Origin of the sequence: Pseudomonas sp. PA-7-1E, from assembly GCF_021605325.1 — a bacterium.
Classification (GTDB): domain Bacteria; phylum Pseudomonadota; class Gammaproteobacteria; order Pseudomonadales; family Pseudomonadaceae; genus Aquipseudomonas; species Aquipseudomonas fluorescens_BV.
Genome location: NZ_WKFA01000054.1, coordinates 15544 through 40331 on the forward strand (window position 1 = coordinate 15544; position 24788 = coordinate 40331).

Annotated in this window: 12 protein-coding genes; 6 read left to right on the forward strand and 6 right to left on the reverse strand. The window is 58.4% G+C overall.

Features of this window, described 5'->3' with window-relative positions:
- Window positions 1–82: 82 nt before the first annotated feature.
- Window positions 83–940, forward strand: a complete 858-nt coding sequence (locus GIW79_RS24195) for a LysR family transcriptional regulator (RefSeq protein WP_236453704.1) — start codon at window positions 83–85, stop codon at window positions 938–940.
- Here the strand turns inward: GIW79_RS24195 and GIW79_RS24200 are convergent.
- Window positions 937–1749 carry an SDR family oxidoreductase gene (locus GIW79_RS24200; RefSeq protein ID WP_236453701.1) on the reverse strand — a complete coding sequence of 271 codons (813 nt, stop codon included), beginning with the start codon at window positions 1747–1749 and terminating at the stop codon, window positions 937–939. The two genes, GIW79_RS24195 and GIW79_RS24200, sit on opposite strands and share 4 nt — an antisense overlap.
- Window positions 1750–1763: 14 nt before the next feature.
- The gene (locus tag GIW79_RS24205; protein ID WP_034126362.1) at window positions 1764–2228 is read right to left on the reverse strand and encodes a hypothetical protein; all 465 of its coding nucleotides are present in this window, start codon (window positions 2226–2228) and stop codon (window positions 1764–1766) included.
- Window positions 2229–2398: 170 nt separating this feature from the next.
- Between GIW79_RS24205 and GIW79_RS24210 the strand changes: the two genes are divergently transcribed.
- The 5 genes from GIW79_RS24210 (at window position 2399) to GIW79_RS24230 (ending at window position 19475) form a co-directional block, all read left to right on the forward strand.
- The gene (locus tag GIW79_RS24210; RefSeq protein ID WP_236453698.1) at window positions 2399–6583 is read left to right on the forward strand and encodes a Tc toxin subunit A; all 4185 of its coding nucleotides are present in this window, start codon (window positions 2399–2401) and stop codon (window positions 6581–6583) included.
- A gap of 36 nt (window positions 6584–6619) precedes the next feature.
- Window positions 6620–11446, forward strand: coding sequence for a neuraminidase-like domain-containing protein (locus tag GIW79_RS24215; protein ID WP_236453695.1), 4827 nt, complete (start codon window positions 6620–6622; stop codon window positions 11444–11446).
- Window positions 11447–11457: 11 nt separating this feature from the next.
- Entirely contained in the window at window positions 11458–15993 is a 4536-nt protein-coding gene (locus GIW79_RS24220) for a SpvB/TcaC N-terminal domain-containing protein (RefSeq protein WP_236453693.1), read from the forward strand.
- Window positions 15990–18689: an RHS repeat-associated core domain-containing protein gene (locus tag GIW79_RS24225; protein WP_236453690.1), complete on the forward strand. Its 2700-nt coding sequence runs from the start codon at window positions 15990–15992 to the stop codon at window positions 18687–18689. The genes GIW79_RS24220 and GIW79_RS24225 overlap by 4 nt, the downstream gene beginning before the upstream one ends.
- Window positions 18690–19010: 321 nt before the next feature.
- Window positions 19011–19475, forward strand: coding sequence for a hypothetical protein (locus GIW79_RS24230; protein ID WP_054898944.1), 465 nt, complete (start codon window positions 19011–19013; stop codon window positions 19473–19475).
- 128 nt (window positions 19476–19603) lie between these two features.
- Here GIW79_RS24230 and GIW79_RS24235 read toward each other — a convergent pair whose 3' ends face one another.
- From GIW79_RS24235 to GIW79_RS24250, 4 genes are all read right to left on the reverse strand, one after another.
- The gene (locus tag GIW79_RS24235) at window positions 19604–21055 is read right to left on the reverse strand and encodes a mannose-1-phosphate guanylyltransferase/mannose-6-phosphate isomerase (protein WP_034128771.1); all 1452 of its coding nucleotides are present in this window, start codon (window positions 21053–21055) and stop codon (window positions 19604–19606) included.
- Window positions 21056–21242: 187 nt separating this feature from the next.
- Window positions 21243–21899, reverse strand: a complete 657-nt coding sequence (locus tag GIW79_RS24240; RefSeq protein ID WP_032893493.1) for an alginate O-acetyltransferase AlgF — start codon at window positions 21897–21899, stop codon at window positions 21243–21245.
- A gap of 16 nt (window positions 21900–21915) precedes the next feature.
- Window positions 21916–23088, reverse strand: a complete 1173-nt coding sequence (locus tag GIW79_RS24245) for an alginate O-acetyltransferase (protein WP_236453671.1) — start codon at window positions 23086–23088, stop codon at window positions 21916–21918.
- A gap of 11 nt (window positions 23089–23099) precedes the next feature.
- The gene (locus GIW79_RS24250) at window positions 23100–24632 is read right to left on the reverse strand and encodes an MBOAT family O-acyltransferase (RefSeq protein WP_003188730.1); all 1533 of its coding nucleotides are present in this window, start codon (window positions 24630–24632) and stop codon (window positions 23100–23102) included.
- Window positions 24633–24788 lie beyond the last annotated feature (156 nt).

Sequence of the window (24788 nt, forward strand, 5' to 3'; positions counted from 1 at the left end):
GGTAGGCCGCACGCAGGGTTTGGGATACGTCGGTTTGCCTACTAGTTTGTCAAAATTTTTTTGACAAAGGAGGGCGTCCACCATGGTCAGCCTGGACCGTTTTGACACTTTCAAGGCCGTGGTCGAGGCCGGCTCGCTCACCGCTGCCGCGGACCTGCTGGGCCAGACTCGCGCCGTGGTCAGCTTCAACCTCAAGCGCCTGGAAGCGGAACTCGGCGTCACCCTGCTGACCCGCAACACCCGCCAACTGGCACTGACCGACGCGGGTGAGCGCTTCTACCTGCGCTGCACGCGCATGCTTGAAGAGGCCCGCCTGGCGGTAGAAGAAGCCCGCAGTGAACATGCCCAGCTCAAAGGCACCCTGCGCATCACCACCACTGTCGAATATGCCCTGGCTGTAGTTGCTCCGGCGGTAGAAGCCTTTCGACGCCTGCACCCGGACCTGAATATCCACTTATCCACATCCTCCACCCACGCCGATCTGATCTCCGAGCGTTTTGACGTGGCGATTCGGCTGGGGCGCTTGCTGGACTCCAATCACCGCGCCGTGCAGTTGTCCACATTCGACGTGTTCGCCGTCGCGGCGCCGCAGTTTGCCGCAGTTCAAACCCTGGCTGAGTTGGAGCAGTTGCCCAGGCTGGGCCACGGCCGCTTGAGCGAACTGAGCGTCACCGACCCGGCAGGTCTCGACCACCCTTATCGAGCCGGCCCGTCAGCCTTGGTGGCCGACAGCGCGGCGGTCCTTCAGGCATTTGCGGTGCGCGGCCACGGTGTGGCGGTTTTACCGCAATGGTTGGTGCAGAGGGATGTCGACGCGGGACGCTTGGTGCGCCTGTTGGCGGACCACCGCTTTGCCCCGCAAGGGGTTTACGCGATGTATCCGGACACGCGGCATTTGCCGCTGAAGGTGCGGGCGTTTATTGATTTCATGAAACCTTAGAGCCTACCGCCCAAGCCAAAGCGCTTCTTCAGCACCTTCTCCAACAACCCCTTGGGCAATAGCGCCGCCATCAACGGCAACGCGCGGCTGCCGTTACCCGAACGCAACAGGCGCGGCGGTTGCGCTTGCTGCACCGCCTTGAGCACGTCTGCAGCAAACTCACTGGCCGGGGTTGGCTTGTCCTGGGACGCTTGGCTGCGCGCACGAATGCCGTCGCGCAATGGCCACCATGGCGACTGTTCCTGGATCAGTAACTCGGCCTGGGCGCCGGCATTCTTCGCAAAGCTTGTATTGATCGCACCGGGCTGCACTTCCATCACCCGCACGCCAAACGGTGCCAGCTCCATGCGCAGGGCGTCGCTCAAGGCATGTACGGCGGCTTTGGATGCGCAGTAGGCGCCGGCGAACGGCGTCACCAGTACGCCGGAAACACTGCCGATATTCACCACCAGGCCCCTGCTGCGACGCAAGGCAGGAAACAGCGCCTGGGTCACGCCGACGATGGAAAACACATTGGTTTCGAATTGGCGTTGCATCGCCTCGGTACCGCCGTCGAGCAACGGGCCCATGGCGCCGTAGCCGGCGTTGTTGACCAGTACATCCAGCTCGCTCAATTGCTCGGCCAGGAGTTGTAAAGCGGCGCTGTCATTGACATCCAACTGCACAGCATTGAAGCCTGCGACCGCGAGGGCGGCGACGTCATCGGGTTGGCGGGCGCTGGCCCATACCTCGAAGCCTGCGCCTTTGAACGCGTCGGCGAGGGCGCGGCCGATGCCGCTGGAGCAACCGGTGATCAGTACGTTGGGCATGGGTCCATCCTTTGTCAGTCCGAGAAACTGCCTTGCAGGTGCTCGGCGCGAAATTCCAGGGTTTGTGGGCGATAGCCGGGGCGCAGCGGCGGGGTGGGCAGGCAGTCATCCCAGGTGGCGCCCGCCTGCAACTCGCCGGGGCCGCGATAGCGTGGGGCGGCGTAGACGTTGTCGGCCAGGTTGACCGTATCGCCCGGTGCGTAGGCGGCCACGCGCCAGCGCAGTTCGGTGAGCGGTACATCGTTGCCGTTGTTGAGGGTCAGTTTGAGCGGTCGGTCGGCTGGGCAGTCTTGCGGCGCGTAGGTGATGCGCAACTCAAGACGCGCCAGTTGTGACGCTTCGCGATTGTCCAGCCATACCACCCAAACCGCGACAAACCCCAGGCCGACGGCAGCGGCCAACGATACCGGCAGCGCCTTGGCCGGGTAGCGCAGCAGCAGGATCAGCCAGGTGATGATCAGGAGAACGCCGAAGAACATGGAGACCACCTCGAATAGGGAACGAGCATCCTAACTTAAGCGTAGGCGGGATGGGTTAGCTTGAGCATTGTGCTGGCCGCACGGACGCCATCGCAGGCAAGCCAGCTCCCACAGGTTGACCCTATTCCAAGGGTGTACCCGGTCAAACTATGGGAGTGGGCTCGCCCGCGATGACTGACTTACTGAGCACAAGCATCGGCCTGCAAGCCATCAATGCAAGCTTCCACCAGAGCCAAGCCAGTTTCCGCCAACGGCAGGCTCGCCCAATTCAGGCAACTCGGGTGTTCGGCCGTTCCTCAGGCACCGTTCGTCGCTACTGTCAGAGTTCACAGGTTCTTTATTTTTTAGAACCACTCAGTTTGTTGGACATAGCGGTGTATCTCTACCTGAGGGAATGCGTGGGCATGGACAACGACTCGAGAACTGACCGTCTGCTTCTTACGTTGGTCAACGAGCCCGAACGGCAAGTGGGCCTGGAAAAAGTCAGCTTCATCACCGCGATGCAGCAATTGGGCATGGCGTCGGTGTTCGACATCATCGCCCAACCCAAGCCCCACTTCGTCCAACGCCTGGGTGAGATCTGCGAGGCGGATGGCGAGGTGGCCTATGACAATGCCATGTGCTATGCGGTGCAGATCGGTCGGCTGTACCGTGAACACCAGGTATCCAACGGCAGAACCCAGTACCAGGGCCAGCAGACCGGTGTGCGTGCGCTGGTCGATGTCGGGCCGAGTTTCCCGAACCTGTTCAAGGAAAACTGGGATGAGTTCTGCAAAGTGGGCGCGATGGCGGCGGTCGATTCGCCGGTGGCCTACCTCAGCGCTCAATATCGTTTCGCTACGCGCACCCTGGAAGGCTCCGGCCAGGGTGATCGGCCCAAGATTCTGTTGAGGACTCGGCGGCCCGATCTGGAGGGGTTGATCATTGACCAGCAAAGCACCTTTACCCCCAGACCGATGCTGGAGTTAGTCAATGAGATACTTATGGCCGACATCGCCCGGTACCGGACAGGAAAGCCGGATGCCAACAAGCCGATTTACGACGTACTGGCCGAGCGGCGCTATCCGTTCATGTTTCCGTATTACTACCCTCACCACCAATGCCGATTGGGGCTGGCCGAAAAGAAGCTTGAGTTGGGGGAGTTGAACTATCGCATCAGCTTGCAGTTGCCCATCAGCCAACGGGGCTTGAACGATTATGGCGTGGTGCAGAACACTGCAGCGCAAGCGCAACTGTTGATGTCGGGGTTAAGCCCTCAGCAACAGCAACTGTTGATCGAACCTTCATTGTTCACCACGTTTTATCTATCGAAGGCTCAGCTGACGCAGACCTGGGCAGGGCCGGGGACTTCTCATCTGAGTCCGCATTCGGCCATCAGGATTGCTTTACTGATATCCCCACAGTCAAGCCTGAAGTCTGTTGTGCCTCAGGCAGAAACCTTAGTCAACCAAGGGAAATTGACGAGCACGGCAACGATTGAATTCTCGGGGCCTGACGATACTAAACGAGAGGGTCTTTTCTGGATTAATTCTGGGACGCCGTTATATGCGAACACGGCTAATATTTGGACGCCTAATTATCTTCACCCCGCGAATACCTCAACAATCTGCACAGTTATCCGCTGGGGGGGAGAAGAACCGTTTCCTATCGAACCGGGCTATCGAGCCTCATTTACTGTCACCACCACCACGGGCACTACCACTAGGCCCGTTTCACTGGCGGTACTCAGCTTCACCATTGTCCTGGATGAGTACGTGACATGGACGGCCGAGCAGCAGGAGTTTTTTCAGCGCAGTTACGGTCTCCAAGGTATTGGTCACGTTGACAACCCACTGGTGCAGCTCGAGACCTTCATGCAACGTTCGGAGCTGGATGCCGAGCAGGTCGAGGCGCTTTTATCCCAGCGTCAGCATTTCCCCCACGTGTCTCCCAATTGCCCCAGCGGCAACCCACAATGGACGGGGGGCAATGGCGTCGGCAAGGCATACCCGCACGCCTCTCACTATGGCGCGTGTTATGTCAACGGCCATGGCAGCGAGCGTTATGACAGTGTTGTGCCTGCTACCGTTGTCTCGACGTGTGCGGACCAGTTCGACAATTCCATGGGCCTCAAGGAAACCACGCTCGGTAGCCGCACGGTCTGGTACCTGACTAAAACGTCCCCTCAACGGTTTGACCGCCTGCAACGCATGATTCGTCTGCAGCGCTGGCTGAAGAAAGACCTGGGTATGGACATGTCCTATGCCGAACTGGACACGCTGCTCATTTGCGCCATCCGCAGCGAGGGTGAACACAACCTGACCATGGACCTGAACACCAATACCCTGCGGGTCTTGGGTGTTTATCGTTATTTCAGCCGACGTTATGGCATCAAGCCCGAAGAATTTGCGGCGTTCCTCCACGATCTCACGCCTTACGCCACGGGTGACAAGGTGCCGCTGTTTGACCAAGTCTTTAACCCTGCTGCGCTGTTCGATACGCCGTTGGAACTCAATAGAGCCGCCTTTAATGTCAGTGGGACAGACGCGGCGAACAAAAAAATCGTCGCACAACTCTGTGCCGCGCTCGGCCTTGAGCCTACAGAGTCATCGCTTTCTCGCTTGGCCAACCAAACGAAGGATTTTGTTGGGCCGTTACTCCGCGACCTTGGCACCCTGTCCTCGCTCTACCGTCAGGCGCGTATTCCGCAAATGTTTGGCTTGTCGCCGGAGGAAGGCTGGGGCCTGGTGGATATGCTGGGGGGGCTGGAGTACCAGCGATTACTCTGTACCGGGCGCCTGCTACAACCCTCATTGTCGTCCCTCAGGCCATGGTCGTTGACTGCGCAGGGCGCCAGCGATATGAGCATCAGGCTGGTGCTGGTGGTTGATGCCGCGCATGAAGGTACCTTATTGCGTCTGCTGCCAGGTTCAGCCTTGTTTGTGCTGGCGGGGACCGACTTTGCATCAGCAGCTGGCACGCGGGTGTTTACCCTGGAACGGCAGCCCCAGCATTCAGACGAAGAAAACTTCGTGCGCAATCCTGACGGCAGCGCGCTTACGCTTGAACCGTTGAGCGCTGGTGGGACGTTGTCGCTCAGCGGCAAGCGCCTTTCAAGGACAGCTTGGGAGGTAATAACCAGCCAACCGTCTTCAGTTCACCACCTGCAAGTAAAGTGCGGCACGCTGCCTAAAAGACACCTACCGACCGTAGAGGCTTGGGAAGAGGATGCAATGGCGCCCGCGCCTGACGTTCTCGATGTGTTGATGCAGATGGATTGGGCCGTGAATTGGCTCAAGGACAGCAAGCAAAGTGTTACCGGGGTACGGCGCGCGTTGGGCCTGGAGCCTGGAGATTACCTGCCCCCCCAAGGCTTGGTGGACCGCTTGGGCATATTGGCCGCCGCGACGCGAGAGGTATTGATTACCGATGAGCAGATCTCGGCGCTGAATCTGCCTGTTTATGAACGGCCCAAGTCCGCTGCCGCACGAGAGCCCATCAAATGGCGCGAAGTGCTGCAGTATTTGCTGGACCCGCAGGGACTGGTGAGGCCTGTTCCGCTCACAGGTCTCGAAGACCCCCATCATTACTTGCAAGAAGCGATTAACTATCGAGTGGGGCAGTTGAACCTCTTCCCCGATGAGCGTGAGCAGAGCGTGGCGAAGCTTGCCGGCTTGTTGCTGGCCGGCCATGACCACCAACTGCGGCTGATCGAAGGTTTGGCACAAGAAATGATCAACCTGCCGATGGACCGCACCCAAGTTGTACTGCGTTGGGCACAAACCTCGGTACACGCCCTGTTGTCAGCGGTGTTGGGGCTGGCTACTGCAGCCGCCACTGACTCATTGATCAATCAACTCGAGCGTGTATTGCGTCATGGGACAGTGGTGATGGACCTGCGGTTGAGCACCAGTGCCTTGCGTGTGTTTTTGCTTAATCCGCAATGGCTGGGAGTTCCGGGTAGAAATCTGGAGTTGAACCTCAAGAGCTTCTACCTGCTGAGCCGCTACAGTCAGTGGTTTCATGGCCAAAGCCAGGCGGAGGAGGCATTGCTGGGTTATTTCATCGCGGCCAACCCCGGAAAAACAGCGCTCAAAAACAAAACATTGCGCGCTGCAGTCAGCGACCAGGCCGCTTCCGTTTTGGCCAGGCTGTTGGGGTGGCGGCAGGACGACGTGCATGAGCTTTTCCAACTGCTGGCGCAAAAGCGCGCCTGCTCCATGGCCGACATCGACTGGATCCTGCGCAGCCAAGCCACCTGTGCCGCCAGCGGCCTGGCTGCGGCGGACTTGCTCAGGGCCACAGCCCTGCACGGCGACAGTACGGGTGTGGCCTGGCAAGCGGTAGGCAATGCGGTCATGGCTGCCCGGCGCTGAGCGCCTGCGCACTTTTACGATGAATAAGGAGCGAGCATGTCCAGCTCAATCGATAGCCAGCTCAACGAAACCCTGCGCGATGCCCTGGTGGCCTACTATCTGGATGAGGTGGTACCGAACGCAGCGGAGTTTGTCGACGCCCAGTTGAGCGACAAAATCAAGACCGCCAACGACCTCTACCAATACAAGCTGCTGGATGTGCAGGTCAGCCAGGCCGTGCCCACCAGCCCGGTGGCCTCGGCCATCGCCAGTATTCAGCAGTACATCAATGCCGCGCTGATGGGCATGGAGCCGGGCTATGAAACCAAAGTGATGGAAGATCACCTGATCAGGCAGTGGCGCGAGATCGACTGCCAATACCCCATCTGGGCGGCCAACCAGCAGTTGAGCTATTACCCGGAACTGTATATCGACCCCTCGTTGCGCCTGACCAAATCCAAGTATTTCCAGCAACTGGAAAACGACCTCAATCAGAACAAGATCGAGATCGACACCACTCAGGAAGCGGTGCTGTCTTATCTGGCGAGCTTTGAGGAAGTGGCCAACCTGACGATTATCAATGGATACATCAATACCACTGATTTCAAGAATGGCATGTATTACTTTATCGGCAAGTCCCGGGCCGAGAGTGTGTACTACTGGCGCTCGGTGGATATGTCCCAGCGTACTTACATGAACCTCAACGGCACGGATCCCAACCGGCCAAAGTTCGATTATCCGCAGCCGGGGGCGTGGTCAGACTGGCACAAGGCTAACTTGCCGATTTCGGCCAGTGCGATTGAGCGCACCATCAGGCCAGTGTTGTTCAATAACCGCCTGTTTGTATTGTGGGTGGAGTGCGTGGATAACAACCCTGCTCAGATGACGGTTGAAGAAGGTTATCTCCCAGGTGGTACCCCCATACCGCCAGATCCGGGCTCACCGGTTATCAAAGTACACAGTAACCCGATGTTGCGTTTGAACATGGTCTACAAGAAGTACGACGACAGTTGGAGTATGCCGCAAACCGTCATTGAAGCCTGGAGTGGGTCACCGTTGTTCAAGACTATGGACTTGGCGGAGCAGGTTGAGAGCATTGCCGTGGCCGACAGTTCGACGATGCCGGAGTCGATGTTTGTGGCGATGTATATGGGGTATACCGCAGGTAATGCAACGGATGGTGCGGCGGATCAATATGCGTTTCTAAAAACGGCGATGATCGATAAAAACTTTAATGTAACGGCGCTGTTTCCCAATCGTGGGTATGTGCCCAGTATCGGAACTCGAAAGGAGATCAAGGCACCCCATGTCTTGAGGGTGGGACGGTTATTTGCTCAGGATAATAAAGGGCGTTTTCAGTTCAAAGTGCCTGAGCTTAGTATAGCGCTGAAAAGTGTCGAGTCGCATCGACCGCACCAAGGGCTGGATAACTGGAATTTTGAAGAGAGGCAAGTTTCGATTGCTAGCCCTTCCCGTGGAGATGATGTTACTTATGATAGGTCTACAGGGGAAGTGTTGTTTAAATCTAAAATATCAGCTGTATTCTCAATGCGTCCTAATGCGACGTTTTCTATACCGGCTTTTGAATCGGAGACGCGAGAAAGATATAAGCTTGAAATGGTTTTGCCCGAAAAGAAAATGTCGGACTATGAGACGCTTTTGAGCGGTTCTAGAATTCAAGTGTTGAGTGGTTCGCAGTTTAGTGGTGGGGGGAGGTTTAAGGTTAGTTTGTTATTTTTTCCTACTAATGGATACATTGGAAGCGGGTTGTTGGTTCATTTCTTGCGTGATACATACAATGTTGATTATTGTACTCTTGATCTGCCGGATGCAAATGGTTTTATATCAATAGCTTCTAAGGTTGCTGTGCGGTTGCGTGATTTTATGATGCACCCCGATTTAGAATTAAAATATGTAGTAATGAATGGGCCAGCTGGAGTCCGTAACGCTGAGGTCCAGGAGTTTATAAAGTCCCCTGTTTATGTTTTTCAGCACGTTATTCTGCGACCTCTGAATCTGAGTGATCCGATGGCAGCTAACCCTGGCGCGGCGTCACTTTGGCACTCCGGCGGATTCGCAGTAATAAATCCACCCGACACCCATACTTTAAAGCTCCCCATTAACCCTGAAACCCTATTGCCTGACTGGCCGGGAGCCTGGCCCATCGGCTCAAAAAAAATTCCGATTATCCATGGTATCAAGGTGTTCAACGGTACCACCTGGCAGGTCTTGGGGCATGCCCTGAAAATGACCTACGTAGAACTGGAGCTTGTCGCGCAAGTCACCACACCGCTGATCGCCCCTCGCATCAACACCCGTGCCAGCCCAACTCTGGGCATCGCCGAATTCATCGATTTCACCAACTCTGGCATAAAGCTAAACGATGCCGGCACCGCTCCACGCCAACCAATCCGCATGAATACATTGTTTGCACGCGAGTTGATCAACCGCGCCAATATCGCCCTGGAAAACCTGCTGTCCTGGGATACTCAGCTCCTTGAAGAGCCCCCTCTCAATCCACCAGCGGCCATTAACCAGATGGATTTTCACGGTGCCAACGGCTTGTATTTCTGGGAGTTGTTCCTGCACCTGCCTTTCATGGTCAGCCACCGTCTGAACCAGGAGCAAAACTTCGAAGGCGCCGAACAGTGGCTGGGCTTTATCTTCGACCCTTCGCGCAAAAAAGACGAGAAGGGCCGTCCGGCCTACTGGAACGTACGGCCTTTGATGGATGACCCGGTAGAAATGGACTACGTGTCGCGCAAACCCGCCGACCCGGACGGTATTGCCAGTAGTCATCCGGTGCGCTATCGCAAGGCGATCTACATGTTCTACATCAAGAACCTGCTGGACCGGGGTGACGCCGCCTACCGGCAACTGACCCCCGACAGCCTCGTAGCGGCCAAGCTGTGGTACGTGCGCGTGCTTGACCTGCTGGGGCCGCGCCCTGATATCAACGTGGTGGACCATTGGCAACCGATCCCCCTGAAAACCCTGAGCGACGCCACCAACTCAAAATTGCGCGAGTTCGAACAGCGCCTGATCCGGCAGGACCAACTACGCGAAGAGAGTGCCGCGGCCAACGATGGCGAGTCGCTCTACCACTTCGCCGAACCGCCGCTGTACCTGCGCACTTTCGCGCCCGACCCTACCCTGCTTGATCTGGATAACAGATACCTGCGCTTGCCCTTCAACCGTGAGTTGGTCCAGAACTGGGATACCGCCGAGGCGCGCCTGGACAACCTGCGTAACAACCGTACGCTGGACGGCAAGCCGCTGATGCTGCCCTTGTTTGCCGCCCCCTTGAACCCGCGCGATCTGCTGGCGGCGTTCGGTCAGGGCGCGGCCTCCGGTGGTGCCGCGCGGTTGTTGGCCCAGGAGGTGCCACCTTATCGCTACAGTGTGATGCACAACCGTGCCAGCAGTGCTGTGGAAACCCTGATCCAATTTGGCAATACGTTGTTGTCATTGATCGAGCGCAAGGAACAGGCGCAACTGCAGGAGCTGCAATACCACCAGGCTTGGGAGTTCGCCCAATTTGCGGTGGACCTTCAGCAGCAGGCACAAAAGATCGACCTTGAGCAGAAAAAAGCGCTGGAGGCGAGTAAGGCACTGGCTCAGGGACGCCTGGATTTCTACCGTAAGTTGGCCGATGAAGTGGTGAATGCCGGTGAAAAAGCTGCTGCAGCGCTGCACTTGGAAGGGCGGGTGTTGGACAACATCAGTCAGGTGGCCAATGCCGTTGGCAGTGGCCTGAAGGCCCCCCCCAATTCGGCTGGCGGCGGCGGCGGGGCTCACGCGGGTTTGACTAATGGTGCCGTTGCCGTAGCGTCCTCCGGGGGATGGCGCCTGGAGGGCGTCGCCGAAATGGTCAGTGCCTATTCTTCAGCCAGGGCGGCGATGCTCCATACCATTGCGGAGGCGACGGACCGCGCTGAAAACTTCCGCCGCCGCCACCAGGAATGGATGCAAGCCCGTGACCAAGCCACGCTGGAAATTGCCCAGATCGAGGCACAAATGCAAGTGCTTGAAGCACAGGCCCGCGCCACCACCCTGCAATTGAACCAGGCCCGCGTCGCCCAGGATCAGGCGTTGGCCAGCTATGATTTTCTGCGCACCCGTTTTAGCAATGCGCAACTCTATCAATGGCTCAACGGCCAGTTCGCGACCTTCTATTACCAGGCCTACGATGCCACCTTGGCGCTGTGTCTGGCCGCCGAAGCCTGTTGGCAATTTGAACTCGCCGACTTCAGCACGCGCTTTATTCAGGCGGGCGTCTGGAAGGACAGCTACCGAGGCTTGAGCGCCGGCGAGGCGTTGAAGTTGTCCTTATTGAAAATGGATTCGGCGTACCTGAGTCGCAATGAACGACGGCTGGAGATCACCAAGACGGTGTCCCTGCGCCAACTCAAGGACAAGGATCCGACCTCCGCCATCAATCAGGACTGGGACACCATCAAGCTTGGCCTGATAGACAACTGCCGCGTCGATTTCCAGCTGACGCAGCCCATGTTCGACAGCAATTACCCTGGGCATAGCGTGCGCCGGATCAAACGTATCAGCGTGTCGTTGCCTGTGGTCCTGGGGCCCTACGAAGACATTCACGCCACCTTGACCCAAACCTACAGTGCCGTGCAGATAGGCGACACCCTCAAGGAAAACCTGCGGGCCAGCCAGCAAATCGTTTTGTCTGGCGGGGTGGATGACGATGGGCTGTTCACTTTCAGTTTCGACGATGAGCGTTATTTGCCCTTTGAGGGTACGGGCGCTATTTCAAGCTGGGCGTTGGAATTCACCTCGACTGACGTTGCGGCGCGGAACCGCCTGTTCGAATCGCTGACCGACATCATCCTTAAGCTGCACTACACGGCCAAGGCTGGCTAGGAGGAGGCATAGTGAACCATGACGAGTCGCTGCAAATCGCCGCGCCGTCCCTGCCCAAGGGCGGTGGCGCCATCCAGAGTATCGGCAACGGCCTGGGACCGGTCGGTATCAGCGGTGGTGCATCGTTCGAGCTGCCCTTGCCAATCTCCCCCGGGCGGGGTTTTGCCCCGGACCTGACGCTGGGTTACAGCAGCACCAACGGCAACAGCTCGTTCGGAATAGGCTGGGGCAAGACGCCCAATGCGATCACTCGACGAACGTCCACAGGGGTGCCGGCGTATACCGATGAAGACGTGATCCTGGGGCCGGATGGGGAGCCCTGGATGCCGGAACGCAACCCGATGACGGGTACAGAGGTTTCAAGGGTCGAGACGGCCTATAACGGCTTGCCGGTGGGGCCTTACACCGTTGTACGCTACTGGCCTCGCACCGAAGGCGCATTTGCACTGATCGAGCGTTGGTCCGATACCGACGACCCGGGGGGGTTCTGGCTGATTCACAGTGCGGACGGCAATCTGCACCTGTACGGCAAAACCGCTGCTTCACGACGTGCCGACCCGGATGTCGATGCGCGTGTGGGGGAGTGGCTGCTCGAAGAAAGCCTCAACCCGCGTGGCGAGCATATTGTCTACCATTATCAGGCCGGCGATCACGCAGGTGCCCAGCGTTACTTGAGCAAGGTGCTTTACGGCAATGCGCTCGCCGATGACCAGCTGTATGCGTGGCGCGTTGAGGCTGGGCAAGGCGTGCTATGGCATTTTCATCTGGTGTTCGATCATGGTGAGCGTCCTACTGCCCTCATGACCGCTCCACCTTATGAGGCCACCCAGGCATGGCCTGGGCGCAGCGACCCGTTCTCCAGCTATGTCTATGGTTTTGAGCTCAGGACGCGACAACTGTGTCGGCAGGTGCTGATGTTCCACTGCTTTCCCGATGAGCCAGACATGGGGTCGGCGCCCGTGCTGGTGCGCCGACTACTGCTTGAATATCGGCCATCGTCACTGGGTTATAGCCTGCTGCATGCGGCCCATGAACAAGCCATTGACCGGGCCGGGAAGGTACAGAGTCGGCCGCCGTTGGAGTTCATCTATAACGCGTTCGAGCTCGCACCGGATCCCCAGCGCTATCAGCCATTTGAAACGATGCCGGGTCTTGACGACGGCCAGCGTTATCAATTTGTCGACCTGTACGGCGAAGGTTTTCCGGGCATTTTGTATTCTGACGATAAAGCCTGGTATTACCGCGCACCTATGCGGGCCAAGGCGGCGAGCCACCCTGACGACGTGGCCTATGACGATTGGCATGAGTTGCCAGAGATTCCGATAGCTGACCGCCTGCAAGCACCCCGGCAGTTTTTAAGCGACCTCACCGGTGATGGCTGCCTTGAATGGGTCGTAGCCCAGCCTGGGCTGTGTGGTTTTTTTACCTGCAACCCGGACCGCAGTTGGTCGAACTTCGCGACCGTGGACGCCTTCCCTCACGAGTTTTTTCATCCCCAGGGGCAATTGGCCAATCTGATGGGGGGCGGCTTGTCTGACCTGGCGATGATCGGCCCGCGCAGCGTACGTTTGTATGCCAACCAGCGGCAAGCGGGGTTTGCCCCCGCCACCCAGGTTAAGCGCAAGGAAGGCGAGGATGATCTGCCGTTGATCAGTAACGCCGCCACCGAGTTGGTCGCCTTCAGTGACGTGCTCGGCAGCGGCCAGCAGCACCTGATCCGCATCCGCCACGACCGGCTTGAATGCTGGCCCAACCTGGGGCGAGGCCGCTTTGGTAAAGGGTTCAGGTTCAGCACGCTGGGTTTTGCTTATGACGAGTTCGATGCATCGCGGGTCTTGCTCGCGGATCTGGACGGCTCCGGTGCCGCAGACCTGGTCTACTTGAAAGCCGAGTGCGCGCTGGTGTTCATGAACCGTTGTGGCAACGGCTTTGACGACGCCGTCGAGCTTCCTTGGCCCAAAAACGTTCGCTATGACAGATTTTGCCGGGTGAGTACCGCTGACTTGCAAGGGCTGGGTTGCTCCAGCCTGGTGTTGACGGTGCCGCATATGTCGCCCATGCATTGGCGGTATGACTTTGTCGCAGCCAAACCCTATTTGTTATGTGCCACCAATAACAACCAAGGCGCCGCCGCGAGCGTGAAATATCGCAGTTCGGCCCAGGAGTGGCTGGATGAAAAGCAGCAATTGCTCGCCAGCGATCAACCGGCCGTGTGTCGTTTACCTTTCCCCGTGCCGGTGGTGAGTGAGCAGGTTCAATGTGACGAAATCACGGGCAATCGGCTGACGCAACGGTTCGAATATCGAAAAGGTTTTTACGACGGACAGGTACGAACGTTTCGAGGTTTTGCCCTGCTCCTGGCGACTGATACCGACACTGCTGCCGAGGCATCACCGGAGTCGGGTTTCAGTGAGCCGGTATTGCGCAAGACCTGGTTTCATGTCGGACAAGTGATCGACCCAGCGTGCGATGAGTATTTCAACGGTGATCTGGCCGCTCACCCCTTGGGAGCAACCTTGCTTAGCCATTATCACGAAGCCGACGGTGTCGATGAACTTGTCGTACCCCAGGCCGATGAGTTGCCTGGCATGCTCCAAGCACTGGCAGGCCAGGTATTGCGTGTGGAAACCTATGGAGGGCGCAACGCAGGCGACGTCCCCTATAGCGTCGAGCAAAACCGCTACCTGGTACGCGTGCTGGATCGGCCAGTAGGCGGTCAATTCGCACCTTACAAGGTGATGCTGGCGTTATCGTTGGAGTCGATCGCCTACCAGTACGAGCAACAGGTCGATGACCCGCAGTGCCAGCACGGGATCAACCTGCGCTGGGATGCCTTTGGCAGCCTGACCCATGGCGTCAGGGTCAGTTATGCCCGGCGCCTGACGGCCCAGGATGATCCGGCCTGCCAGGTGGACCCGAATGAAATCACACCGCAGAAACGCTGGTGGTGTGATGCCCATGATTCGGCGCAGCAGGTTTACTACCTGAGTGAAAGCCTGGCGCGGTTTATTCACCTGACACACCCACAGGGCTGGCGCCTGGCCCTGCCTTTTCAGCAACGTGACAACGCGCTGGTGCTGGGTAAGGGCTCTGGTCCCAACGGCTTGCAACCCGACGCGATCAGCTATGAAGCCTTTATCGCGCAAACCGCCGCAAACCCCTTGAATCCCCAAGATCAGCGAACACTGGTGGGGCAGTCGGTGCAGCGCTACCGGGACTTGTCCGGGGTTCACCCCTTACCGGATGGAGAGGCCATGTTCCTGGCCTTGGCCGATGAGTTGGAAATTGCCGAGCTGGATGAGGCAGCGCTCAAGGCGTACGACTTGCTGCGCAATGACGAGGGTGAAATGCCGTTTGACCTGGAGCAAAAACTCCTGGAGGTCGGGTACCACAAAATGCGCCTGGTTCTGCCGTCCATCGACGGGGCGCAAGCGCCATTGTGGTCGGTCAAGCGCGGTTTCAATACCTACGCCGGCCTCGCGGGTTTCTATAACGTCATCACCGTGCAGCAAACCCGCAGTCATGGTGTGACCCATCTGAGTTACGACCCCTATGGCTGCCTGAATACTCGGGTACGCCTACCTGACGGCTGTGAGACGCGTGTGGATTCGATTGACTATCGCTTGCTGCAACCGGCGCGCATTATCGACCCCAATCAAAACACTCAGGAGGTGCTTTACGGGGCATTCGGCCAGGTGATCGCCACCAGTTTTTTCGGCACCGAACGTGGTCAACCCGTGGGCTTTGCGTCGCTCGATGACTACCGTCCTCCACTCGGCGGCACACCTGGCCAAATCATTGATGCACCGGCCGCGGCGTTGCAGGATGCCGCCACTGCGCACTTTGCCGACCCGTTCAGTTGGATGGGCCGAGTGCCTGACGCCGACCTGCAGGATCGCCAATGGCTGGACGAATGCGTAGCGCAGGGCGACTTGCTACCCAGCGGGCATATTCGTGTGTCGGCCCGTTTGCTCTCGCCATCCGATGCATTGACGCCCGCGCGACAACGCCTGTTGAGCTTGATCCCTCAGGTGCGCCGCGAGCCTGTTCACGCCGTTACCTTGCAGGCTGATCGCTACCCGCTCGATCCGGAAAAACAAATCCGCGTCGCCTTGAGCTGTTGGGACGGTTTCGGTCGCGCCTTGCAGAGCAAGCAAAAGGTCGAGCGCGGTTATGCCTACCATGTACAGGAAGATGGCTCGTTGGCGCTTGACGGCAATTGTCGGCCGGTGACGGTACAGGATGTTGAGCGCTGGCGGGTCAGCGAGCGGGTCGAGTACAACAACAAGGGGCTGATTGTGCGCATCTACAGGCCCTATTTTGCCGATCATCATCGCTACATCAACGATGTCAGCTTCAGGCAACACGGTTACAGCGACCGACAATTCTATGACCCGTTGGGCCGTCCTACTCGTACCGTCCTCGCCAAGGAGGACTACCTGCGGCGTCATACCTACTGGCCTTGGTACAGCATTTACGAGGATGAAAACGACACCTATGAAGAGGTGATGGCGATGAAAGAGGCCCGGGGGAAGACATTGCAATGACCGCCCTTGCGCTGCACCGGCAGACCCCAGGCCTGAGTGTGAGCGACCCTCGCGGGCTGACGGTGCGCACGGTGCGCTATTGGCGTGAGAGTGGGCGGGAGCAGGCGCAGGCAAGGAGCAGTCGTAGTGGCTTCGACGGTGCGGGCCGAGTCGTGGCCGAGTGGGACCCGCGTTTGGCGGAGCGGGCCAACCTGACGCAGGTTTGCTCGCTTGGCAGCAAGGTACTGAGCTCCCACAGCGTTGATGCAGGATGGCGTGTCAGCCTGTTCACGCAGGCGGCTGAACAGGTGCAAGCGTGGGACGCTCGCGGTAATGAGCGACAGGTTGAATACGATAGTTTGCTAAGGCCTGTGGCGGTGTTCGAGCAAGCTGCGTGCGTCGAACGTCATCACTACGCCGATGCGTCGCCGCACTTTGCCGCGCACAACCAATGCGGCCAGTTGATCCGCCACGACACTCCGGCTGGAACGCAGCATTTCAATGAGTTCGGCTTGACCGGCGCGGTGCTGGAACAGTATCAACACTTTCTGCAAAGCCTGGATATGCCTGATTGGCCACTGCCCCTTAATGAGCGGGATGATTTGCTTGAGCAAGCAGCCGGTGCTCGCAGTACTTTGCAGTTCAACCCGGTGGGCAATGTGCTGGAGCAAACCGATGCGCAGGGTAATCGGCAGCGTTTCAATCACACCATCGACGGCCGATTGCGCGAGGCCTGGCTGCAGCTGAAAAACGCGACCGCCGCGCAGCGGCTGGTACATGACATTCACTACAACGCTCAAGGACAGATAGAACAGCAAACGGCAGGCAACCAGGTCACCAGTCGGTTTGATTACTGCCCGAAAGACGGGCGATTGAACCGTCTGAGCGCTGCCGGGCCTAGCGACGAACCGCTACAGGATTTGCACTACGTCTATGACCCGGTGGGCAATATCCTTAGCCTTGAAGACAAGGCCCTGCCGGTGCGCTTCTTTGCCAATCAACGCATCGAGCCGATCAACCGCTATACCTACGACAGTCTTTACCAGTTGATCGAAGCCACCGGCTGGGAGGCCGGCAGCGCTAATCGCGGGCCTGCTCATCTCGAGGATCCGGCTGCCGTGGCTAACTATCGTCAAACCTATCGCTACGACGCTGGCGGCAATTTGCTCGAGCTGATCCACCACGGCCCACAGCAACATGGGCGTGTGTTGACGGCGGCCAAGCACAGTAATCGCTGCCTGCCCGAGGTGGGCGGGAGGCCACCGACCGAAGCGGAGATTGCCGAAGCCTTCGATGCCAGCGGCAACCTGTTGATGTTGGACCGGGGCCGAACACTGAGTTGGGATGCACGTAACCAACTGAGCCATGTGCATATGGTGGAGCGCACGTTGCGCCTCAATGACACCGAGCGCTACGTCTACGGTGCCGACGGCATGCGCCAGCGCAAGGTGCGCACGACGCAAACCAACGCCCGCACCTTGGTCAGTGAGACCCGATATCTACCAGGGCTGGAAACGCGCGATGGGGATGGCGAGAAACTGCACGTCGTCACCGTCCAGGCCGGCCGCACCACGGTGCAGGTGTTGCATTGGGAAGGCGCGGTGCCGCAGCAACTGGCGAATGATCAATACCGTTACACCCTTAGCGATCATCTGGGCTCTTGTTCGCTGGAACTGGACAGTGAAGCGCGGATCATCACTCGCGAGACGTATCATCCGTTTGGTACGACGGCCTTCACGCAGAAGGGTGATTCGAGCGAAGAGAGTTATCGCACGTTGCGTTATTCGGGCAAGGAGCGGGATGCGACGGGGCTTTATTACTATGGGTTCAGGTACTACGTGCCGTGGTTACAGCGTTGGATTAACCCTGATCCGGCGGGACGGATCGACGGTTTGAATCTGTATAGAATGGTCAGAAATAATCCGGTTTTGCTCAGAGATGATGAAGGTCTGGTACCTACGAAAGAAGAGATCAACAAGTCGGCATCGCCCTCTCTATTTCAAAGAATGCTGCCAGCCTGGCTGAAAAAAAACAGCGTGATCCAAGAGCGATCATCTACGCACATCGCTGAGACGCAAGTTTACGTGTGGATCCCGCCAAGCGGAGGCGCGGCCACGGCCAATATACTGGTGACCAGACAAACATTCCAAGATGGCAGTAACAGAATTAGTTACGTGGGAGCCAACCCTGATGGTAGTGAGGAACAAAACTCTTCCGTTCATGGATATATAGAGTATGTGGTGCGCGATGACGCTGAGAAACGAGTTGCAGATGTTCATTTGTTTGATGCAAAGCCCGAGGGGAAAGGCTACGGTTCCCTGCTGCTTTTAGAGTTGACGTATGACGCTGAGGAACAGTCGATTCAAAGGGTCGAAGCGAGTGGCGTGGCGATGAGTGCTACAGGTTTCTACTTGTTGGCGGGGTTTCATCCCAGTCGGGAGGGGCACGATACCTTGGAAAGTACGATTCCAGGGCCGATAGATTTTTGGGGGGGGGAGCCGACTGATAACCGGTTTGAGCGATGGTCGGATAGCACTATATCTCCCCGAAAGTTCAATGGTTATGTAGGGGCGAACGGTGTGAAACCTATAGATGAGTTTGGCGCAAAATTATATATGGCGCGACACAGTACTGCTACTTGGGAAGGGGAAACCGCACATATAAAGGAGCAGGCAAAACTGTCGACGATAAAGCGGGGATACTTCAAACAAGTTTAATGTTAACCGCAAGGGCCCTGGCGAGTAACTGTGTACAGGCGTTATACAGTCCAAATAAAAAGCCCCCACCCAACCCACTCATAGCTGACATGGATCTTCTGAAAAAGAAGGGATCCTATGAATCACTGAGGCCGTCAAACCTCATCACGAATGCGTCGTGGTAGGCGCAAGGGTCGGCAAGATGAGGGTAAGGGTCAACGTAGGTCATTGCACCCGACGATGTGGGAACCGGTTTGAATAACTTGCCACACAGTTTGCGCAAGGAGGCTTGGTTGATCAACGACGGAACCCAACGTTGCACTTATACAATGTGAGTTTTTTATGAATATTTCAGACGCCGCTGTAAGCCTGTCCACCCCTCTCAGCGTGTCCGCACCAGCGGAGGCCTCCAGCCAGGCAGGACCCGTGCAAGCGAGTGCCGCCCCCCTCGAATCGCGCTCGGGGCCGCGTATGCAAAGTATGGGGCTTACGAGCTTGCGGCAAACTGTGCTGCAAGGCCTCGGCGATACAATTCGTTCGCATGTTTTGCCATCCTCAGTACTTCATAGCACCGACAGTTCGAAAGACAAAGCCTATGGGGCCGCGTTGACGTTCGTTGGCGGGATGGCGAAGGTGGCCGGCAAGAAGATGGCAAGCTCAGGTGGCGTTTCCTCGAAAGTCGCAGGTTCGGCGCTGATGTGGGGGGGTAAAGCGGCGGAGAAAATCGGCAAGAACACGTATAAAAATGCTGAACCCAAGGAGGACGGCAATTACAACGCGTTTGCACCGCGTAACTGGGTTCGTTAAAAACAGGCCTGACATCCCGCGAGGAGCTTTCTGTCTGTTTTGATGGTCATTGAACCGAAAAGCCCCCACCCAACCCACTGCGGATAGGGGACGCAATGGGCTGGGCGAGGGCTTCTTGTACGACTGTTTTACTGCGCGATAGTTTTCACCGATACACCACGTTCAACCGGTGTCGAGCGACCGTAGATATCTTCGAAGCGTTCGATGTCGTCCTCGCCCAGGTAACTGCCCGATTGCACTTCAATGATCTCCAACGGGATCTTGCCCGGGTTGCGCAGGCGGTGCACCGAGGCGATCGGGATGTAGGTGGACTGGTTTTCGCAGAGCAGGAACACGTTGTCGTCACAGGTGACTTCGGCGGTGCCGCTGACCACGATCCAGTGTTCGGCGCGGTGGTGGTGCATCTGCAGCGACAGGCACGCGCCCGGCTTGACCGAGATGTGCTTGACCTGGAAGCGGCCGCCCATGTCCACCGAGTCGTAGGAGCCCCACGGGCGGTAGACTTCGCAGTGGTTCTGGGTCTCGCTGCGGCCTTGCTCGTTGAGGGTGTTGACCATCTGCTTGACGCCCTGGACCTTGTCCTTGTGGGCAATCATCATCGCGTCCTTGGTTTCCACCACCACGATGTTGTCCAGGCCGATCACCGATACCAGTTTGCCGTTGCCATGCACCATGCAGTTGCGGCTGTCCTGGATCACTACATCGCCTTTGCTCACGTTACCGTTGGCGTCTTTATCGTTGACCGCCCACAGCGAGGCCCAGCAGCCCACGTCGCTCCAACCGGCTGCCAGCGGGACTACGCAGGCGCGCTGGGTTTTTTCCATCACGGCGTAGTCGATGGAGTTGTCCGGGCAGCACGCGAACGTGGAGTCGTCAAAGGTCACGGTGTCGGCGGTCTGCTCGCTGCGTTCCAGGGTCAGCACGCAGGTGTCATAGATATCCGGGTCGTGCTTTTTCAGCTCTTCGAGGAAGCGGCTGGCGCGGAACAGGAACATGCCGCTGTTCCAGAAGTAGCCACCGCTTTTGACGAACTCGACCGCACGTTTTTCATCGGGTTTCTCCACGAACTGCTGCACGCGGCTCACGCCTTCAGGCAGCAGCGAGTCGTTGGTGGACTTGATGTAGCCGTAGCCGGTTTCCGGGCGGGTGGCCGGCACGCCGAACAGCACCATCTCGCCACGCTCGGCGGCCACGGTGGCCAGGGCCAGTGCGCGTTGCAGTGCTTTCTGGTCGTCGATCACGTGGTCGGCGGGCAGTACCAGCATCAGCTCGTCACGGCCTTCGTTGACCAGCATCATCGCGGTCAGGGCCACGGCCGGCGCAGTGTTGCGGCCGAAGGGTTCCATCAGGATGCGCTGGCAGTCGAGCTTGCGTGCGCTCAGTTGCTCGTTGACGATGAAACGGTGATCTTTGTTGCAGACCACGATGGGGGCGTCCATGCCTTCGAACACCAGGCGCTCCAGGGTTTGCTGGAACAAGGTGTGCTCGCCGGTCAGGGCCAGGAACTGCTTGGGGAACTGTTTACGGGAAAGCGGCCAAAGACGTGAGCCGCTACCACCGGAAAGGATTACTGGGATCATGGGTGTTTCTCCTTGAATCAGTTTGGGTCAGAGCTACGAAGGTTTGTCGTTTCACTCTTGTTTTTGTCTCGGTCCTGAGTTGAAACCCGTTCAGCGTGGGAGCTGGCTTGCCTGCGATGGCGCCTTCAAGACCGCCATCGCAGGCAAGCCAGCTCCCACGAGGGGGCGTGTCAACTCAGGGAAATAGTCAGCGGGTCGACACTGGGCGTTTCACCCACACTGGCGACAGGCTCGAGCCCGAGCCGGTGACATACAGCACCGCCGCTTCACCGCGTTCCAACGCAACCGGCTTCACATCGCCGACTTTCTTGTCACCGTCATACAACGCCAGGCTCACTTTCACCGGGTTGATCTCACGCTCGCCACGGCCCTTGGCAGCCACCGACTTGACCACATCGGTCTTGCCATCGGCGGTTTTCAGGGTCAGGGCCTTGTCGCTGAGGTTCTGCACGCGCACCAGGGATTTCTGCTTGTTCTTGAACGGCGGTTCTTCGATCAGTTGCGGCTGGCCGCTGCCACTGTTGACCAGGGTGTAGTAGTGGTCGGCAGCCAGTTTGACCGGCAAGGTCTGGCTGCCGACCTTGGCGCTGTAGTCGCCGCCCGGCATGAAGCTGAAGTCGCTGCTGGCCAGTGGCGCAACGTCGCTGAGGTTGGTGCTGCCGACGGTGGCGCTGACTTCCTGGTTGCTGGCGTTGTAGATACGTACAAAGCTGGAGCCTTTTGGTGCAGTCGGGCCGTACAGGGCGGCATCACCGGCAGCGAAGGCCGACAGGGATACGAAGCTCAAGCCTGCTGCGATAGCCAGGGTTTTAGCGAGACGACGAGGAGTAGTAGTGAAAGTCATGTGAGTTACCTCTCTTTCAGTTTTGCGCCCGGTCGGGCGTCTCGGATTTAGATGTGTTGATTGCCATGTTCTGTTGGCGCGAACCGGCTTGTTTAAGCTGCGCAACCCAGGCTGGGTCGGCATCACCGATTTCGTTATTCACGGGCAGATAGCGTTCAGGAAACTCCCAGATCAGCACCTGGGGCGGGCTGTTCTTGAAGTCATCACTTTTGAGATAGCTGAGCATCGGCAGGATCGGGCCATGGCCGTCTTCGGCGTAGCTGACCACGTCGCTGTGCAAGGCTTGCTTGAGTGCACCGACGAAGTTCCAGTTGGGGTTGGCGCTGTAGCTGGTGCCGACCAGTGCCACCGGGGTTTCGCTGTCGCTGAACAGCGCGTCATCACCTTTCTCTTCGGCCAGGTGGGTGACACGTTTTTCCAGCGGCTCTTTGGGCGGCATCAGGTTTTCGAACAGCGGGTCCAGCGGCAGGAACAAACGCAGGTCGCCTTTATGCGGTTCGGTTTTCTCGGCCTCGGTGACAAAGCGCTGCGGCTCGCCACTGAGTGGGGTCTTGTCGGCAATCGACTTGGCCAATTGCTTGGCGGCGACTTCGGCACCGTCCGGGGTCCAGTGGGTATCGGTACGCAGGAACACCTGCTTGCCGGCGAGCTTGGCCTGTTGCAGCGGGCCGAGCAGGTCTGGCGCCGGGATGTTGTCTGCCGCCACGCGGGCGTGGAAGTCCTGGTACAGGTTGGCGTGGATGCTCGCCGGTTTCACCTCACCCAAGTGCTCCGGGTACAGGCGTACCTTGGCCGGCACGATCGCCATCACCAGTTGGATGCCCTGGGCCTTGAGCTTCTGGCGTACGCCTTCGACCAGCGCGTAGTTGCCTTGCAGGTTCTGGTCTTCGTTGACGGCGGGGTTGAATTCCTCGTCGCTGTACAACCAGTGATCACGGCCCAGCACCACGCCAGGGCGGCCTTCATTGAACAGCTTGTAGTCCAGCGCTGCCCACAGGTTGGTGCCCAGGCGCTTGATCGGGAACTCGTCGTCGTAGTGAGTCTCGACGGCTTTGGTCCAGCGACCGTTAAGCACCGTGGCATCGGCGTTGGTGCTGAAGCCAAAGAAGCTGCGCAGTGACCAGGCGCCCAGTGCCAGCAGCAGCACCAGGAACAGGCTTATGTAGAGGACGCGTAATGAACGGGTCATGGTCGGCTCCCTCAGAATTGGAAGTAAAGGAACGGCGAGAAACTCTGCGCCGACAGTTTGAGAATCGACGCCACGAACAGCAGCAGCACCGCAGCGCGCATGGCGTAGCGTGGCCAGTCAGCGGTCCAGTAGGCCGGTTGCACGGCAGCGTCACGGCCCACGCTGAAACCGGGCTCGTGGATGCTGCCAGGATTGTCGCCGGGTACGGCCTTGATCAGGCTCGGGTCGGCTGGCTTGGCCTTGTCGGCCGGGCGGTTGGTGTAGAAGTCGCGCAGGCCGAAAAACGCCAGCGTTGCGTAGGCCACCACCAGGGTTGCCACTTGCAGGCCGGTAAGGTTGGCGCGGTTGAGTTCCGACAACGACCATTCGCTGAAGCTGAACATCGCACCGTACATGCGCCCGGCAACGTGCAGGTTTTCGGCGCGGAAGATCACCCAGCCCATCACCACCAGCAGGAAGGTAAAGGCCCAGCGCAGCACATTGAAACTGCGCGGCGCGGTGTTCAGGCCGATGGCTTTTTCAATCGCCAGCCACATGCCGTGCCAGGCGCCCCACACGATGTAGGTGATGTTGGCGCCGTGCCACAGGCCACCGAGCAGCATGGTCAGGAACAGGTTGCGGTAAGTGGTCAGGGTGCCTTTGCGGTTGCCGCCCAACGTGATGTACAGGTAGTCACGCAGCCAGGTGGACAGGCTGATGTGCCAGCGCCGCCAGAACTCGGTAATCGACTGGCTGATGTAGGGCTGCTTGAAGTTTTCCATGAAGCGGAAACCCATCATCAAGCCCAAGCCAATGGCCATGTCGCTGTAGCCGGAGAAGTCGAAGTACAGCTGCGCGGTATAGGCCAGCGCGCCGAGCCAGGCATCGCCTGTGGTGGGGTTTTGCAGGGCGAAGCAATGGTCGGCCACCACCGCCAGGGTGTCGGCAATAAAGACCTTCTTGATGAAACCCTGCATGAACCGCGTGCAGCCCTCGGAGAATTTATCCAGGGTGTGGGTGCGGTTGTTGAACTGGTCGGCCAGGTCACGAAAGCGCAGCACGGGGCCGGCGATCAGGTGCGGGAAGATCGCCACGAACGCCGCAAAGTCGATGAGGTTGCGGGTCGCCGGGGTGTCGCCACGGTACACGTCGATGATGTAGCTGATGGACTCGAAGATGTAGAACGAGATCCCGATCGGCAACAGCACGTGGGTGAGGATGAACGGCTCCAGGCCCGCGGACTTCATCATCACATTGATGCTGTCGACGCCGAAGTTGGCGTACTTGAAATAGCCGAGGATGCACAGGTCGACGGCCACGCCGAGCAACAGCCAGCGCTGTGCCGGTTTGGTGCGCACGCCGGCGGCACCGACCTTGAGGCCGATCCAGTAATTCCACAGCGTGACGGCCGCGAACAGCGCCAGGAAGTCCACTCGCCACCAGGCGTAGAACACGTAGCTGGCAATCAGCAGCAGCAGGTTGCGATAGCGTTGCCCGCTTAAGTAGTACAAGCCGAGAAAGATCGGCAAGAACAGAAACAGGAACACATTGGACGAGAAAACCATCCCGATCTCTCCATGTTTAACCAACAGTCAAGGGCCGGAGCCCCCCCAAACCCCCCCACGATTTCGGGGGAGGTTGTGATCGTTCCCACGCTCTGCGTGGGAATGCAGCACGGGACGCTCTGCGTCCCAAAGCGTGACGCACAGCGTCACAAGAGG

Excerpts from the sequence above, each read along its gene's own strand:
- GIW79_RS24195 (WP_236453704.1), top strand. The coding sequence starts at position 83 with ATGGTCAGCCTGGACCGTTTTGACACTTTCAAGGCCGTGGTCGAGGCC.
- GIW79_RS24235 (WP_034128771.1), bottom strand. The coding sequence starts at position 21,055 with ATGATCCCAGTAATCCTTTCCGGTGGTAGCGGCTCACGTCTTTGGCCG.
- GIW79_RS24245 (WP_236453671.1), bottom strand. The coding sequence starts at position 23,088 with ATGACCCGTTCATTACGCGTCCTCTACATAAGCCTGTTCCTGGTGCTG.
- GIW79_RS24250 (WP_003188730.1), bottom strand. The coding sequence starts at position 24,632 with ATGGTTTTCTCGTCCAATGTGTTCCTGTTTCTGTTCTTGCCGATCTTT.
- GIW79_RS24210 (WP_236453698.1), top strand. The coding sequence starts at position 2,399 with ATGACTGACTTACTGAGCACAAGCATCGGCCTGCAAGCCATCAATGCA.
- GIW79_RS24230 (WP_054898944.1), top strand. The coding sequence starts at position 19,011 with ATGAATATTTCAGACGCCGCTGTAAGCCTGTCCACCCCTCTCAGCGTG.
- GIW79_RS24215 (WP_236453695.1), top strand. The coding sequence starts at position 6,620 with ATGTCCAGCTCAATCGATAGCCAGCTCAACGAAACCCTGCGCGATGCC.
- GIW79_RS24240 (WP_032893493.1), bottom strand. The coding sequence starts at position 21,899 with ATGACTTTCACTACTACTCCTCGTCGTCTCGCTAAAACCCTGGCTATC.
- GIW79_RS24205 (WP_034126362.1), bottom strand. The coding sequence starts at position 2,228 with ATGTTCTTCGGCGTTCTCCTGATCATCACCTGGCTGATCCTGCTGCTG.
- GIW79_RS24200 (WP_236453701.1), bottom strand. The coding sequence starts at position 1,749 with ATGCCCAACGTACTGATCACCGGTTGCTCCAGCGGCATCGGCCGCGCC.
- GIW79_RS24225 (WP_236453690.1), top strand. The coding sequence starts at position 15,990 with ATGACCGCCCTTGCGCTGCACCGGCAGACCCCAGGCCTGAGTGTGAGC.